Source organism: Nocardia crassostreae, assembly GCF_001613405.1.
GTDB classification, from domain to species: Bacteria; Actinomycetota; Actinomycetes; order Mycobacteriales; family Mycobacteriaceae; genus Nocardia; species Nocardia crassostreae.
Window position 1 is genome coordinate 1 of the sequence record NZ_BDCH01000012.1, and the last position, 14,160, is coordinate 14,160.

General features: G+C 68.3%; 11 protein-coding genes. 3 read left to right on the top strand and 8 right to left on the bottom strand.

Annotated features, from left to right (window positions below; genetic code table 11):
- Positions 1-4: 4 nt before the first annotated feature.
- The 4 genes from NC4_RS06730 to NC4_RS06745 all read right to left on the bottom strand — a co-directional run bounded on the left by NC4_RS06730 (position 5) and on the right by NC4_RS06745 (position 2,957).
- Entirely contained in the window at positions 5-400 is a 396-nt protein-coding gene (locus tag NC4_RS06730; protein WP_067533926.1) for a RidA family protein, read from the bottom strand.
- 109 nt (positions 401-509) lie between these two features.
- Positions 510-1,673, bottom strand: coding sequence for an MFS transporter (locus tag NC4_RS06735; protein WP_067533929.1), 1,164 nt, complete (start codon positions 1,671-1,673; stop codon positions 510-512).
- A gap of 222 nt (positions 1,674-1,895) precedes the next feature.
- On the bottom strand, positions 1,896-2,369 hold the full coding sequence (locus tag NC4_RS06740) for a pyridoxamine 5'-phosphate oxidase family protein (protein WP_245721529.1): 474 nt from the start codon (positions 2,367-2,369) through the stop codon (positions 1,896-1,898).
- 84 nt (positions 2,370-2,453) lie between these two features.
- Complete coding sequence (locus NC4_RS06745) at positions 2,454-2,957, bottom strand: MarR family winged helix-turn-helix transcriptional regulator (RefSeq protein ID WP_245721530.1); 504 nt, start codon at positions 2,955-2,957, stop codon at positions 2,454-2,456.
- Between the two features lie 67 nt (positions 2,958-3,024).
- Between NC4_RS06745 and NC4_RS06750 the strand changes: the two genes are divergently transcribed.
- Both NC4_RS06750 and NC4_RS06755 read left to right on the top strand, forming a co-directional pair.
- Positions 3,025-3,702 carry a hypothetical protein gene (locus NC4_RS06750; protein WP_245721531.1) on the top strand — a complete coding sequence of 226 codons (678 nt, stop codon included), beginning with the start codon at positions 3,025-3,027 and terminating at the stop codon, positions 3,700-3,702.
- A gap of 25 nt (positions 3,703-3,727) precedes the next feature.
- A complete protein-coding gene (locus NC4_RS06755; RefSeq protein ID WP_067533931.1) occupies positions 3,728-4,540 on the top strand; it encodes an SGNH/GDSL hydrolase family protein in 813 nt (270 codons plus the stop codon).
- On the opposite strand, the gene NC4_RS06760 is transcribed toward NC4_RS06755, so the two are convergent.
- From NC4_RS06760 to NC4_RS06770, 3 genes are all read right to left on the bottom strand, one after another.
- Positions 4,498-5,727 carry a cytochrome P450 family protein gene (locus NC4_RS06760; RefSeq protein ID WP_067533934.1) on the bottom strand — a complete coding sequence of 410 codons (1,230 nt, stop codon included), beginning with the start codon at positions 5,725-5,727 and terminating at the stop codon, positions 4,498-4,500. The two genes, NC4_RS06755 and NC4_RS06760, sit on opposite strands and share 43 nt — an antisense overlap.
- Complete coding sequence (locus NC4_RS06765; protein ID WP_157554346.1) at positions 5,724-6,182, bottom strand: SRPBCC family protein; 459 nt, start codon at positions 6,180-6,182, stop codon at positions 5,724-5,726. The genes NC4_RS06760 and NC4_RS06765 overlap by 4 nt, the downstream gene beginning before the upstream one ends.
- Positions 6,183-6,243: 61 nt before the next feature.
- Positions 6,244-6,753, bottom strand: coding sequence for an FKBP-type peptidyl-prolyl cis-trans isomerase (locus NC4_RS06770; protein WP_218020927.1), 510 nt, complete (start codon positions 6,751-6,753; stop codon positions 6,244-6,246).
- Between the two features lie 142 nt (positions 6,754-6,895).
- On the opposite strand from NC4_RS06770, the gene NC4_RS06775 reads away from it, so the two are divergent.
- Positions 6,896-8,500 (top strand): FAD-binding protein, encoded by a 1,605-nt coding sequence (locus NC4_RS06775; protein ID WP_067533940.1) that lies wholly within the window; start codon positions 6,896-6,898, stop codon positions 8,498-8,500.
- 80 nt (positions 8,501-8,580) lie between these two features.
- Here NC4_RS06775 and NC4_RS06780 read toward each other — a convergent pair whose 3' ends face one another.
- Positions 8,581-14,046 carry an ATP-binding protein gene (locus NC4_RS06780; RefSeq protein WP_067533942.1) on the bottom strand — a complete coding sequence of 1,822 codons (5,466 nt, stop codon included), beginning with the start codon at positions 14,044-14,046 and terminating at the stop codon, positions 8,581-8,583.
- Between the last annotated feature and the right edge of the window lie 114 nt (positions 14,047-14,160).

Consider the following 14,160-nt stretch of genomic DNA (forward strand, 5'->3'; position numbering starts at 1 on the left):
GGCATCAGTCGACGGCGGTTCCCTCGAGCTCCACCATCTGACCCGGAATCGCCAGCCGCGTCACCCCGAGCATCGTCGTCGTCGGCGCCACCCCGGCCGCACCCAACCGCGCAGCCAGCACCCCATAGTGCTGGAAAAGCAGATCCACATCAGTGGTGTACACATTGAGCCGCACCAGATTGGCGAGCGTCATCCCGGCCTCTTTGAGCACGCCCTCCACATTGTCGATGCTCAGCGCCAACTGCGCCGCCATATCCCCGGCATGCAGCGGCTCACCCTCGGCGCTCATCGCCGTCTGCCCGGAGCAGTACAGCGTCCGAGCCTGCCCGGAAACCAACTCTCCCTGGTTGAACCCCATCTCCACCGACCACGACACCGGGTTGACGGCCGATCGTTCCACTGCCACTTCAGCTCCATTCGATTCGTTCCACCACGGACGCCCAACGGCCGGTTGGCCCCTGCTGTGACGCCGTAGTGACAAGTCTGCCAACAAATCACGACACCCTCTGTCATGTATTCACGATCAATTCGGGCATGTATTTGCGATCAATTCGGGCCGGGGCCAGCAGGACGAGGTTCGCCGCGGTGAAGAGCAGGGCGAGCGCGAAATAGCCGCGGTAGCTGTCGGTTACGGCGTGCAGCAGACTCGCCGTGGCCAGCCCGGCGGCGGCCGCCAGTTGGTGAATCACCCAGGCGGGCGCCAGGGTGCGGCCCATGCGCGCCGGATCCAAGCCGCGCGACAGGATGGCCATGGTCAACGGGATCACGGGGAAGGAAGCCACGCCGAACAGCACCGCCACCGCGATGAGCACCCCGGGCCCCGGTGCGAACACCGCGAGGGCGAGAGCCGCCACACGCACGAGATACAGTCCGCGCAACAGATTCTCGGGCTGGTGACTCCGCATCAGGCGCACCATGAGCGCGGAGGTGAGGCCTGCCGAGAGGGCCGCCAGGGCCACCAGGCGACCGGCTCCCGCGACCGACCAATCGTTCTCGGCGGCGTGCCGGGGCAGCATGAGAATGACGACGTAGAGCGTGGCGGCGTGTAATCCGAAGGACACCAGCACTTTCGATCGGCCCGCGAGCGATTCGCCGCGACCGGGCGCGGCCGCCGTGCGGGGGTAGCCGGGCAGCCACCACCCCAGCGCCGCCGTGGCGAGCAGCCCGGCCGCGCCGAGCACCGCGAAAGCGCCTCGTACACCGAGAGGTTCGAACAACGCTGTCGCCGCCCACGGGGTGATGAGCTGGCCGATATTGATGCCGAGCGCCGCGCGCGCCAGCTGCGGCCCGGACTGATCGCCGTGCAAGCGGCCGATGAGGGTGGTGACGGTCAGCGTCGAGGAGGCCGCGAATCCGAGGCCGCCCAGCAGCATGTAGGCCGCCACGAACTCCCAGGTCCGGGTGACCGTCGACAGCGCCAGATAGCTCGACGAGATCAGCACCAGTCCGCCGATGAGCACGACCTTGGGCCCGAACCGATCCAGGGCTCGCCCGACCGCCGTCTGCGCCAGCCCGGTGACCGTGGTGCCCAGGGCCGCCGCGACGGCGAGCGCGGTGGCGCTCACCCCGTACTCGGCGGCGGTGGGCGCGAAGAACACCCCCATGGTGAAGTTCAGCCCGAACGATACGGTCATGGCGGCCAGTCCCGCCCACGCAATGTTTTCTCGGCGCATGACGCCAACTCCCAACCAGATCAATGGATATGCGCCGACCGACCGCGCGGGGCGGTCGTGTCCGGCGGATTACTGCGCGCGGGTGGTCTCCGCCCGCAGGCGCGCGTTCTCGCCTTCCAGTTCCGCAATGCGGTCGCGCAGGGACTGCACGGCCTTGAGCACCTCTTCGCGCGGATACAGCTCCGGAATGTGCTGGCTGCAATTCCAGTCGAAGGCCTCGACCTAGATGAGGACGGCGCGTTCCAGCCGCGCGCGATAGCTCGGATCGGCGAGGGCGGCAATCAGATCCGGATCATCGGCGGCCTCGACCACGCGGGCGCGGCCGAAGATCTTCAGGCGCGCCTTGGCGGCGTAGTCCATGAGGAAGAGCGAGACCCGGTCGTCGTGATCCAGGTTTCCGCGGCTGATGTACTGCTTGTTGCCAGTGAAGTCGGCGAATCCTAGTGTGCGCGAGTCGATGACCTTGAGGAACCCGCGCGGACCGCCCCGATGCTGAATGTAGGGCCAGCCGGTTTCGCCCACGGTCGCGACGTAGAAGCTGTCCCGTTCGCCGATGAACCAGGCTTCCTGTTCACCGATCCGGTCGGCCGTATCCGGCACCGCCGCCATGCGCTCGTAACTGCGCAGGCTGCCGTGGGTGAGCTGGTGGGCGCGAACACCGTCGGTGAAGGCGATTTGTGCGTAATGCCCGGTCATCTGCCTTCCTCCCTGAATTTTCTAACTGCTGTAGATATGATCAACAGTTAGAAGAGTCGGGCAATTCCCGTCCGGGAGAAGTGATTACCCGGGCAGATCGCGGTAACCGGGGTGGACGCCGGGAGTGAGGTCACCCGCGGCGGCGAGGCGGGTCAGCAAGTCGGCGAATTGCAGGTACTCGGCATCGGTGAGCGGCGCGGTCAGGGCCGCTTCGTGCGCCATGGCGACGGTGGCCAGGCGCGCGAGCAGCCGACCGGCCTCGGGGGTGAGGTGCAGTTCGTGGTTGCGGCGGTCCGCGGCGCTGCGGCGACGTTCGATGAGGCCCTTGCGATCCAGGGGATCGATGAGAGCCACCACGCGGCTGGGCACCACGCCGAGCTCGGCCGCCAGGGCGCGCTGACTGAGACCGGGATTGGCGGCGATCAGGCGCAGGATCCCGGCTTCCGGCGGAGTGAGGCCGATTTCGGCAATGCGCTCGGAAAAACGCTGGGCCGCATGGGTGCCCAGCTGGGCCAGCTGGAATGCCACCGCGCGCATCGGCCGCGACGGCTGCGCTTGCTCGAGATCCCCTTGCTCCGAATCGGCCACGGGGCTATCGTACACAGCAGATAATCGTTCACTATACAGAACGATTCACATATGAGAATGGATTGACATGGCCGTATCAGCCACATCCCGCATCGACCGGCCCGCGACGAGCTTCGAGCCGCCCCTGGGAATCCTGGGAGCCGTCGCCGCCGGACTTTTCGTCGCCGGACTCGCCATCAGCACTGTTCGCGCCGGTGGGAGTCCATTTCCGTCCCCGTTCGGAGAGCCGGGGGAGGCGCTGGACTACTTCCGCGATCAGGGCGCGGCCGTGCGAACCGGGGCGGTGCTGCAGTTCGCGAGCGCCATTCCGCTGGCGCTGTACGTGGCCACGGCGGCGGCCCGATTGCGGCGGTTCGGGGAGGGATTCGCGCCCGCGCTCGCCGCGGTCGGCGGCACGCTCGCCGCCGCCTTCCTGATGCTCTCCGGGGTGGTGAGCTGGGTGCTGACGGTGCCGGAGGTGGTCACCGATCCGGCGCTGGTCCGGGCGCTGCACACCCTGGCCTTCCTGTGCGGCGGGCCCGGGAATGTCATGGCGGCGGGCCTGCTCATCGCCGGTATCGCACTGGGGGCACTGCCCGGGCGGCTCGCACGCTGGCTGATCGCCGCGGGCCTGGTGGTCGCGCTCATCGCACTGTGCACGACCGCGGCGCTCACGTTCACCGCCGCCGCCTTCCTGCTGCCCATCGCCCGATTCGGCGGAATGGCCTGGCTGATCGCCGTCGGCTTCCTGCTGCCTCGCTCGTAATCCCTTGAATGCCAGGAGAAATGCCATGACCACCGAGATGACCGCCAAACTGGTCCGGTTCCAGCGACCCGAACTGTCACTGCCCTATCTGAACGGCATCGACGACGCGCACATCGCGGCATTGTTCGGCCTGAATGTCGACGAATATCGGGCTCTGCGAGCGGATTTCGCCATCCAGGCCCGTGCTGCCGCCGCGGATCTGCTGACCGATCCGGAATTCGCGAGCAAGGTCGACCGGCTGCCCTTCGCGCCCGGTGCGCACGTGGTCGCCATGGGGGAGAGCAGCACCGCCGACCGCCTGTCCTGGTTCGAGATCCTGCGCCACCTGCTCGAACTGCGGCGGCCGCACGATGGCATCCGGCTCACCAATCTGGCGGTGGCGGGAGCCACCACCACCCAGACATTGAAAGGCATTGCCGCCCTGGGCTTTCACCGTCCCGACTGTGTACTGTGCCAAATCGGCGCCAATGACGCGCAACGCCTCGGCGCGGACGGCCCGCGCGTGGTCGGCGCCGCGGAGACCATCCGCAATCTGGGGCTGCTGCACGACGAGGGCGTCCGGCTGAGCGGTGCGCGCTGGGTCTGGCTCACCCCCACCGATGCGGACGAGACGCTGACCGCCGCCTTCCCGCCCTTCCAGTGCGCGGGGATCGGCTGGCGCGCAAAGGATCACGAGGAGACCGCGCAAGCGCTCCGGGATCGCGCGGAACCCGTCGTCGACGCCCTCACCCCCACCCGGCCCAGCGCGGGGCACCGTCTCTACGAGCCGGATGGGGTGCACCTCACCCCGGCGGGTCAGGTGGTGGTCGCCCGCGCCGTCGTCGCCGCGCTGTCCTGACCCACGGTCACGGGAAGCTCTCGCAGACCGTGCTCCCGGAACGACGACCGCCACCGCACCTCACCGCGCGGGATCGCCAACTCGATCGACGGGAACCGATCCAGAACGCTCCGAATGGCAATGCGGGCTTCCAATCTCGCCAGGGGCGCGCCCAGGCAGTAATGGACACCGTGCCCCAGGGCCAGGTGCGGATTCTCCGCCCTGCTCAGGTCGAGGCGCTCCGGATCGGTGAACCGATGCGGATCGCGATTAGCGGAGGCGACACCCAGCAGCACGGTCTCACCGGCGGGGATGTCGACGCCCCCGATCGTGATGTCCTCGAGCGGGAATCGCCGAATGCCGAACTGACTCGGATGCGCGTACCGCAACAGCTCCTCGATCGCCTCATTGCTGACCTCGGCCGAAGACCGCAGCGCCGCAAGCTGATCGGGATTGTCGAGCAGGGCGAGAAGGCCGTTGCCGATCAAGTCGACCGAGTTCTGGTAACCGGCCCAGAAGGTGAGAAAGGCCAGGGATACGAGCTCGTCCTCGGTGAGCCGGTCGCTACCGTCGTCGCGCACGGCGATCAGATCGGACAGAAAATCATCCGAGGGCATGGCCCGCTTGTCCTCGATCAGCTCGAGCAGGAACTTCTCCATTGCGACGACGGCGAGCTTGGCCTCCTGCGGCCGATTCGGATCGGGCGCCAGCAGCGCTTCGGTCCACCCCCGAAACCGCCCGCGATCCGCCTCGGGAATCCCGAGCAGATCACCGATCACCGTCATCGGCAGCGGCGCGGCGAACTCGGCAATCAGATCGACCCGCTCACACCCCGCCATTTTGTCGAGCAGCCGATCGGCCTCCTCCTGAATCCGCCTGCCGAGCCCAGCGATTCGCCCGCGCGTGAACGCATGCGACACCAGCCGCCGCAGCCGCGTGTGATCCGGCGGATCGATATTCAGCAGATTGGCGTCCAACGCGGGCGGCAGCGAAAACCCGACATACCCATCCCGCGCCGCCCGCTTGTCGATCGAAAGCCGCGGATCCGCAAGCCCCTGCCGGACATCCGCCTCCCGGGTGACGAACCACGCGGCCGCACCCCCGGGCAACTCGACCCGCCGTACCGCCCCCTCCTCCCGCAACCTGCGATGCACGGCATGCGGACCGGCAAGGTAGGCATTGTCGAACGGAGCGCTGGACGCCGTCACCGCTGCGGTTCTTCCACGACCTTCTTGATGCGGTTGAGGGTTTCGAGCATGTTGTCGCGGTTGGTTTTACCGCGCGTCCAGCCCGCCAGGAGCCAGTAGAGGCGCATGGCGTTGCCGAGTTGGAAGGATTCGGTGACGGCGGTGCCGGTTTCGGTGGGTGTGAGGACGTAGCGCCACGTGTTGACGGCCATGTCGCGCGGACCGAGGACGGCGAAGGCGAACTCGCGGTTCGGTTCGCAGGTGACGATTTTGCAGATGGTGGCGTACTTCAGACCCCAGCCATTGCGATTGACATGGCCGCGGAATTTGACGCCGGCGGCCGGGCCGGTGGCGCTGCCCAGCCATTCGGCGCCGTAGGTTTCGGGGCTGAAGCGGCCCACATTGGTGACATCGGCGATCAGATCCCAGATCTGGTCGGCAGGGGCGGCCATCTGAACGGTGACTGAGTCATGCACGATGCGAGCCTAACTCCGGTTCCGGAGGGATCACCTGTCGAGCGGGCCCTCGCGGCCGTTGTCAGTGGTCGTGTTCGTGGTCGTCGTCGCCGTGGGGGTGGCCGTGGGCGAGTTCGTCGGCGGTGGCGTCGCGGATGTCGACGACGGTGACCTGGAAGTGCAGGCGTTCACCGGCGAGGGGGTGGTTGCCGTCGATGGTGACGTCGTCGCCGTCGACGTCCACGACGGTGACGATCTGATGCTCGCCGTCGGGGGATTCGGCCTCGAATTCCATTCCGGCTTCGAGTTCGTCGATGCCGTCGAACATGGCGCGGTTCACGACGCTGACCAGTTCGGCTTCGTATTCGCCGTAACCGTCTTCCGGTTCGACAACGACGGTGAGTTCGTCGCCGACGGCCTTGCCTTCCAGGGCCTGCTCCAGTCCGGGGACGATATTGTCCGCGCCGTGCAGGTAGACCAGGGGGCCTTCACCGGCGGAGGTGTCCAGCACTTCGCCGGCATCGTCGGTCAGGGCGTAGTCGATGGAAACGGCCTTGTCGGAGGCGATCGACATGGCGAGCTGCCCTTTCATCGGGAATTGCGGACGAGCAAATGTATCCGACATTCGTGACGTCGCCGCGTTCCGTGACCGGCGGTTGCGGCCCGCCGCACAGAACTGAAACACGTTATAGTTCGCTCGCCGGTGATGAATGCTTCGGGAAAGGTCGGCGACGATGCGGACTTGGGACGATGCGGCGGATGTCGTGGTCGTCGGATACGGCGGTGCGGGCGCCGCGGCGGCGCTGGCCGCGCGCGAGGCGGGCGCGGAGGTGCTGGCCGTAGACCGCTTCCTCGGCGGCGGCGCGACGGCGCTGTCCGGCGGCATCTTCTATGCGGGCGGCGGGACCCGGGTGCAGCGAGCCGCGGGCATCGAGGACGATATCGACTCCATGTACGCCTATCTGCGCGCCGAGGTCGGCGACGCGGTGAGCGCGGAGACGCTGCGCCGGTTCTGCGAGGAATCGCCCGCCACGGTGGATTGGCTCACCGCACACGGGGTTCCGTTCCAGGCCTCGCTGTGTCCGTACAAGACGTCGTACCCGAGCGACGACTACTACCTGTACTACTCCGGCAGTGAGAACTCCGGCGGATTCCGCGAGCTCGCCAAGCCCGCGCCGCGCGGCCATCGCGCACACGGGCGGGGCGTCTCGGGTAAGAAGCTGTTCGGGCCGCTGGCCGACTCGGCCGCCGAGCACGGCGTCGAAGTCCGAACCGGCACTCGGGCAACACAACTCGTAGTCGAGGACGGCCGCGTGGTCGGTATCGAGGCCACCACCCTGGCGCACGCGCCCCGCGCCGTGCTCCGGCGCTTCGCGCTGCTGGCCCGTATCTCCGCCAAGCCCGGCGTCTACCACCCCGGCCTGCGCAATCTCGTGCAGCGCGGCATCGACCGCATCGAAAAGCGCTACGGCACAACAGTTCGCATTCGAGCGTGCGCCGGGGTGATCCTGACCACCGGCGGCTTCATCGCCAATGCCGAGATGGTCGGCCGCAGCGCCCCGAACTACCCGTGGTCGGCGGGCCTCCCGCTCGGCACCGCCGGTGACGACGGCAGCGGCATCCGGATGGCGCAGGCCCTGGGCGCGGCCACCGACAAAATGGACGCCATCTCCACCTGGCGTTTCATCGCACCGCCCAGCTCCTTCTTCGGCTCCCTCGCCGTAGATGTGAACGGGCACAGAATGATCGACGAATCCCGCTACGGCGCCGCCCTCGGCGCGGCCATTGTCGATGCCCCGCAGCACCGCGCCTGGCTGCTGCTGGATGCGAACCTGATCGCCGAATCCCGCGCCCTGATCGGCCCCCAGTCGGTCTGGTTCCAGCGCATGCAAACCGAGCGCCTCCTCAATCTCGGCCGCATGACCGGTAATTCGATCGAGGAGGTCGCCGCCAAGGCCGGTATCAACCCGATTGCCCTGCGCCAGACCGTGGAAGCCCACAACCGCGCCATCGCGGCGGGCGAACCCGACCCCCTCGGTAAACCGGACGACCTCCGCCGCCCGATCGACACCGCCCCTTTCTCACTGCTCGACATCTCGATGAAGGCCCGCCTGACCTACCCCACCCCCATGCTCACCCTCGGCGGTCTCACCGTGGACGAGAACACCGGCGCGGTCCGCAATGTGGACGGCGACCCCATCCCGGGCCTCTACGCCGCGGGCCGCACCTCGGTGGGCATCTGCTCCAACTCCTATGTGAGCGGCCTGTCCCTGGCCGACTGCGTCTTCTCCGGCCGCCGCGCGGGCACACACAGCGTCACCGAAGCGGCCAACCGCTAACGGCGGGGCAGCAATACGAATTGAGCCGCCTACCTGGAAATCCAGGTAGGCGGCTCAATTGTCGTGTGACAGAACGAGTCTCAGTTCAGCCGGGACTCGATGGCCTCGATGATCCGCGGCCGCAGCTCGGCGGCGCGGATGATGGCATCCACCGAGCCCACCTCGACGGCGCGCTGAATATTGTGCACGCCATCGAATTCCGAGGCCACCTCGCCGAGCTTCTCCGCCCGGACCGACGACCGGAGATCGTCGAGTTCCGCGGCCAGGGTCGCGCGATCGGTGCCCGTGGCATTGGCGGCGTTGGCCTGCATATCCCGGACGCGCTGGTCGCCCGCGGTGCGGGCATTGACCTCGTTGGAGAAGACCACGGCCGCGGCGGGCGCGCCGCCGAGCACCGAGGCGAAGGAGCCTTCCAGCGCGAGGACGGTCATATTCGGGTTGAGCGCCTTCGAGAACACCACGAACGCACCGCCGTGGTAGCGCGAGATCACGCAGAACACGATGGGGCCCTGGAAGTTCACGATGGCGCGGCCGATCTCGGCGCCGTACTCGAGCTGCAGCTTGCGCATGGACTCCGGAGAGCCGTCGAAGCCGGACAGGTTGGCCAGCACGACGAGCGGGCGATTGCCGCTGGCCGTATTGATGGCCCGCGCCGCCTTCTTCGACGATCGCGGGAACAGGGTGCCCGCGGTGTAGGTGTCCGGACCGTCGGTGGGCGGCAGGCCGCGGCGCGGCACGCCCTGGGATTCGATGCCCAGCAGGCACACCGGAATACCGCCCAGCCGCGCGTCCTGCACCACGGCCGTCTCGGCGTCCGCCATGCCCGCCCAGCGCTCCAGCACCGGATGGTCCTGGTCGGCCAGCGCCCGCATGACGGTGCGAATGTCGAAGGGCTTCTTGCGATCCGGGTTGGCGGTCGCGGAGAAGATCTCGCCGACGGTGGTGAAATCGCTATTGGCCACCACATGCGGGAAGTCGGAGACATCGCGATCGACGGGATCGCTGGTCCGCGCCCGCCGCGGCGACTGCTCACCGGGCGCCACATAGGTGTGGTCGTAGTGCGACATGAGCACGTCCCGCGCGGCGTGCAGATTCGGAACCCAGTACTGGCCTTGACCATTGGGACCCATGACGCGGTCGTAGCCGCCGATGCCGAAGTTGTCCTCGGCCGAGACGCCGCCGGAGAAGTCCAGGGACTGCTTACCGGTGAGCACCATGGTTGAATCCGGCGTCATGATGAGAATGCCCTTGGTGTGCATGAGCATGGTCGCCTCGGCATTCCAGTACGGCTGCGCGCCGACATTGATGCCCGCCACGACGATATTGATCTCGCCGCCGTCCTGGGTGAATTCGACGATCCGCTTGAGCGCGGCCGCCACCCAGTCCATGTTCTCGGTGCCCGAGTCCATGGAGATGCGTGCGCCCGAGGATAGCGCGTACCACTCCAGCGGCACCTGCAGGCGCTCGGCCAGATCCAGCGCCGCGATCACCAGGCGGCACTCCGGTTCCGACAGCGCGCCGAGGGATTTGGTCGGATCGCCGAGCAGCACGACGCGGGTCACGCCCTGCGGATGCTGTTCGGTCGGCGTGGAGACCACACCCGCGACCATGGCCGCCTTATTGCGCCCCTTCGGCCGGTCGACCGGCACGAGCGTGTGCTCGGCATCGAGGTCGTACTCGGCGAAATCGCCCAGCATGGAGGTCAATTCGTACGGGTACACGGTATTGCGGCTGCTGGCGCGCAGCACCTTCTGCCGATACTCGTCGATCGGCTCGACCGGTTCGTCGGTGCGCTCGCCGATGGTCACCTCGGTGCCACCGGTGGCACCGAAGGAGATGCGCACGGCGACCTTGGTCAGCTCACCAGTCTCCGGATCCCGCTGGCGCGCGATGAGCAGAATCTCTTCCAGCCCCGCGCCCGAGGTCATGGGCAGCACATGCCCGCCGAGCACCGTCTCCAGCTCGGACCGCGTCACATCGACCGGCGGCCAGATGTACATGACGATTCGGTTGGTATTGAACCGCTTGTTCGACGGCCGCTGCGACTGCGCCCGGCGAATGGAGTCCAGGCAGGTCGCGATGGTGGACTCGGCCGTGGGCAGGGCCAGCAGGCGGCCGTCGTGCTCGCGCAGCGCCGCCAGATCGCGCACCTGCGCGAAGGCGATGAGCCGCTCGTCGGCCGGGTTCTCCTTGGCGATGGCCCGGAACAGGTACACCTCTTCGTCGTCCGAGGACGGCAGGCGGGTGAGGTCGAACTTGTGCAGCGACTTCATCTGCATGCGCTGCGCGATGTACGGGTGCAGACCGCGGATCAACCGCTCCTCGGTCATCCCGGTGGCCGCGGCCCGGAAGGTGAAGTGGTGGTGCATGACCGCACCGCCGCTGCCCGCCACGGTGGCCGTGATCCGGTGCACCTGATGCGGTAGCGGATGGGCGTTGAACACCTCCTGCAGCGCCGCCGCCATGGACTCGAAGTCCTCGGGCTGCTTCTCCCAGGCGAGGTAGATATCGGCCTCGATGGACGCGCCGCCGCTCGCCAGTTCGGCGAGCCCGCGCAGCGTGGTGCCGAGCGCGTCGAAGCTCACCGCGGCCGAAACCAGGCTCAGCCCACGGCGTTCGGCGACGACGAAGGTGCAGCCACCGGCCTCCTGGGTGCGCACGCTGGTGAGCCCCTTGTTGCCGTAGTAGCGGCGGGTCAGCACCTCGAGCATGACGGTGTTGTCCACGCTGCCGCGCACCAGCCGCTGGCCGAGTAGCCGCACCAGCGGTTCGGTGCTGCGGACCATATCGGCAATGCGCTCGGTGCGCTCGTTCGAGCCCGGGTTGGCGTCCAAGTGGCTCAGGTGCTTGCGCACATTGGTGTAGACGCGGGCGCGATTGCGTTGCAGCAGTGGGTAACCGAACCACGGGTAGACCACGCCGCGGGTGAGGTCGGCGACCACGGGGAAGCGCACCTGCGTGGCCGAGACGAGCCGCTCCAGCGCCAGCCCGACCGGTTCGCGCAGCGCGCGATCCGGCACCGGCTCCTGCAGCCATTCGCGCAGCAACGTGGTGATGACCGTGACGGTGTCGGAGGGCCGCTGCTGGGCCAGGAAGATCCGGAAGACCGCGGCCTCCAGATCGGGGGTGCGATCCAGTTCGGTGACGCCGTAATGGCCCAGCGCCTTGGACAGCTTGTCCTGGTAGCTCTCCGGCAGCCCGGCCCGCTCGACATCGAGGCTCTGCAGGTAGGTGTGGAAGTACTCGCGGGCGCTGTGCACGTGGCCCGGGGCGCTGTCGTCGTCCCACGACCGGTTGTGGCTGAGTTCGGCGAGATCGGCGAAGACCTGGACGAGTTCGAGTTCCTCGGCGAGCGGGCGCCGATTGTCGGCGACGGCCGCGCGGCGGGCGGCGAGGTAGTCGTCGACCACCCGGCCCTCGTCGTGCGGGTCGACGTCGAAGCCGAGCAGCAGGCTGCGCAGATCCTCGAGGCCGCGGGTGATGAGCTCCTCGGGATGCTCGGCCTCGGTCCGGCCGGGCAGATCCAGGTCGGCGGATCCGGCGGCCGCGGTATCGGCCTCCTCGCCGTCCTCGACCAGCGGCTCCAGCCGCAGCAGCGGCGCACCGGTCTCGACCTGGGTGCCGACGGTGACGGCGCATTCCTTGAGCCGCGCCCGGAACGGCGCGCGCAGCACCGTTTCCATCTTCATGCTCTCCAGCACCAGCACGGGCGCGCCCGCCTCGACCTCGGCGCCGACCTCGAGCGGGGTGGCGACGACCAGCGCGGGCGCGGGCGAGCGCACGACGCCGCCCTCGTCGCGGCTGATCCGATGCGTCACGCCGTCGAGCTCGACCAGGTGGATCGGGCCGTGCGTGCCGGTGATCAGGCGATGCCGGGAGCCATTGACGATGATCTGCCCGGTGTGCTGATCGAAACGCTCCAGATCGACGTCGGCGGTACGGGTTTCGCCGCCCGCCTCGATGCCGATGCGGAAGCGGTGCGCGCCGGTGCGGGCCACGCGCACCCGGTAGCCGACGCCGCGCAGCTTGAGATCGCGCGGTCGTCCGCTCTCGTGCTGCACCTGCGGGCGGCCGCCGGAGGCGGTGGACAGCAGCCGCTGCCGCTCGATCCGCTCGTCCTCCTCGTAGGCGTCGATGGCCGCCGCGGCCAGCGCGATGGCGGAATGGCGGTCGGAGACCAGGCGGCCCTGCGCGCGCACCCTGTCGATCCAGCCGGTGTCGGCGCTGGCGTCGATGACCTCGGGCTGGTTGAGCAGGTCGAGCACGAAGCTCTTGTTGGTGGCGCCGCCCTCGATGACGACCCGGGTCTGCGCCATGGCCCGGCGCAACCGGCCCAGCGCCTGATCGCGGTCGCGACCGTAGGCGATGATCTTGGCGATCATGGAGTCGAAGTCGGCGGGAATGGTGTCGCCCTCGCTGACACCGGTGTCCACGCGAATGCCCGGACCGGCGGGCAGGCTCAGCCGCGCGATGCGGCCCGGCGCGGGCGCGAAATCGCGGTCGGGATCCTCGGCATTGAGCCGGGCCTCGATGGCGTGCCCGCGCTCGGCGGGCGGTTCGCCCTCCAGCTTCTGACCGGAGGCCACCTGCAGCTGCGCGCGGACCAGATCGAAACCGGTGGTGATCTCGGTGATCGGGTGCTCGACCTGCAAACGGGTATTGACCTCGAGGAAGGCGAACAGCTCGTCACCCGGGTGGTACAGGAACTCCACGGTGGCGGCGCCGCAGTAGCCGACCGCAATGGCCAGCCGCTCGGCCGAGGCCTTCAGCTCTGCGGTCTGCTCGGGCCGCAGCACCGGCGAGGCCGATTCCTCGATGACCTTCTGATTGCGCCGCTGCACCGAGCAGTCGCGCACGCCCAGCGCCCACGCGGTGCCCTGACCGTCGGCGATGACCTGGACCTCGACGTGCCGGGCCCCGGTCACGAGGCGTTCCAGGAAGACGATGCCGCTGCCGAAGGCGCGCGCGGCCTCCTGGCTGGTGCGCTCGTAGGCGTCGATCAGCTCGGCCTCATTGGTGATGACGCGAATACCGCGCCCGCCGCCACCCGCGGTGGCCTTCAGCATGAGGGGGTAGCCGATCTGGGCGGCGGCCTCGGCGGCGGCCTCCACGGTCTCGACCGCGCCGCGGCTCCACGGCGCGACGGGCACGCCGACCTCTTCGGCAATGAGCTTGGCGCCGATCTTGTCGCCGAGCTTGCGCATGGCCTCCGGGCTGGGCCCGATGAAGGTCACGCCGATCTGCTCGCAGAGTTCCGCGAAGGCGGGATCCTCGGCGACGAAGCCCCAGCCGACCCAGGCCGCATCGGCCTTGGTCTTGCGGAGCGCCCGCTCGAGCACCTTCAGATCCAGGTACGGCCGTGCGGAGGCCGGACCCAGGTCATAGGCGATATCGGCCTCGCGCACGAATGTCGCATTGCGGTCGACATCGGTGTGCAGCGCGACGGTTTCGATCGGTTGCCCGGTCTCCGCGGCCAGATCTCGGACGGCATGGATAAGCCGCATAGCGGCCTCTCCTCGGTTCACGATGGCGATGCGGCTGAACACTCGCCGGCTCCTTCCATTCCGCGGCAGTGGCCCTGTCGGGCGATGGTTGCGATTACCGGTCCAGCGTAGTGTGCACTGCTAGAGCGCGCAGGTACACAGCGCGCGGAGGTTGCT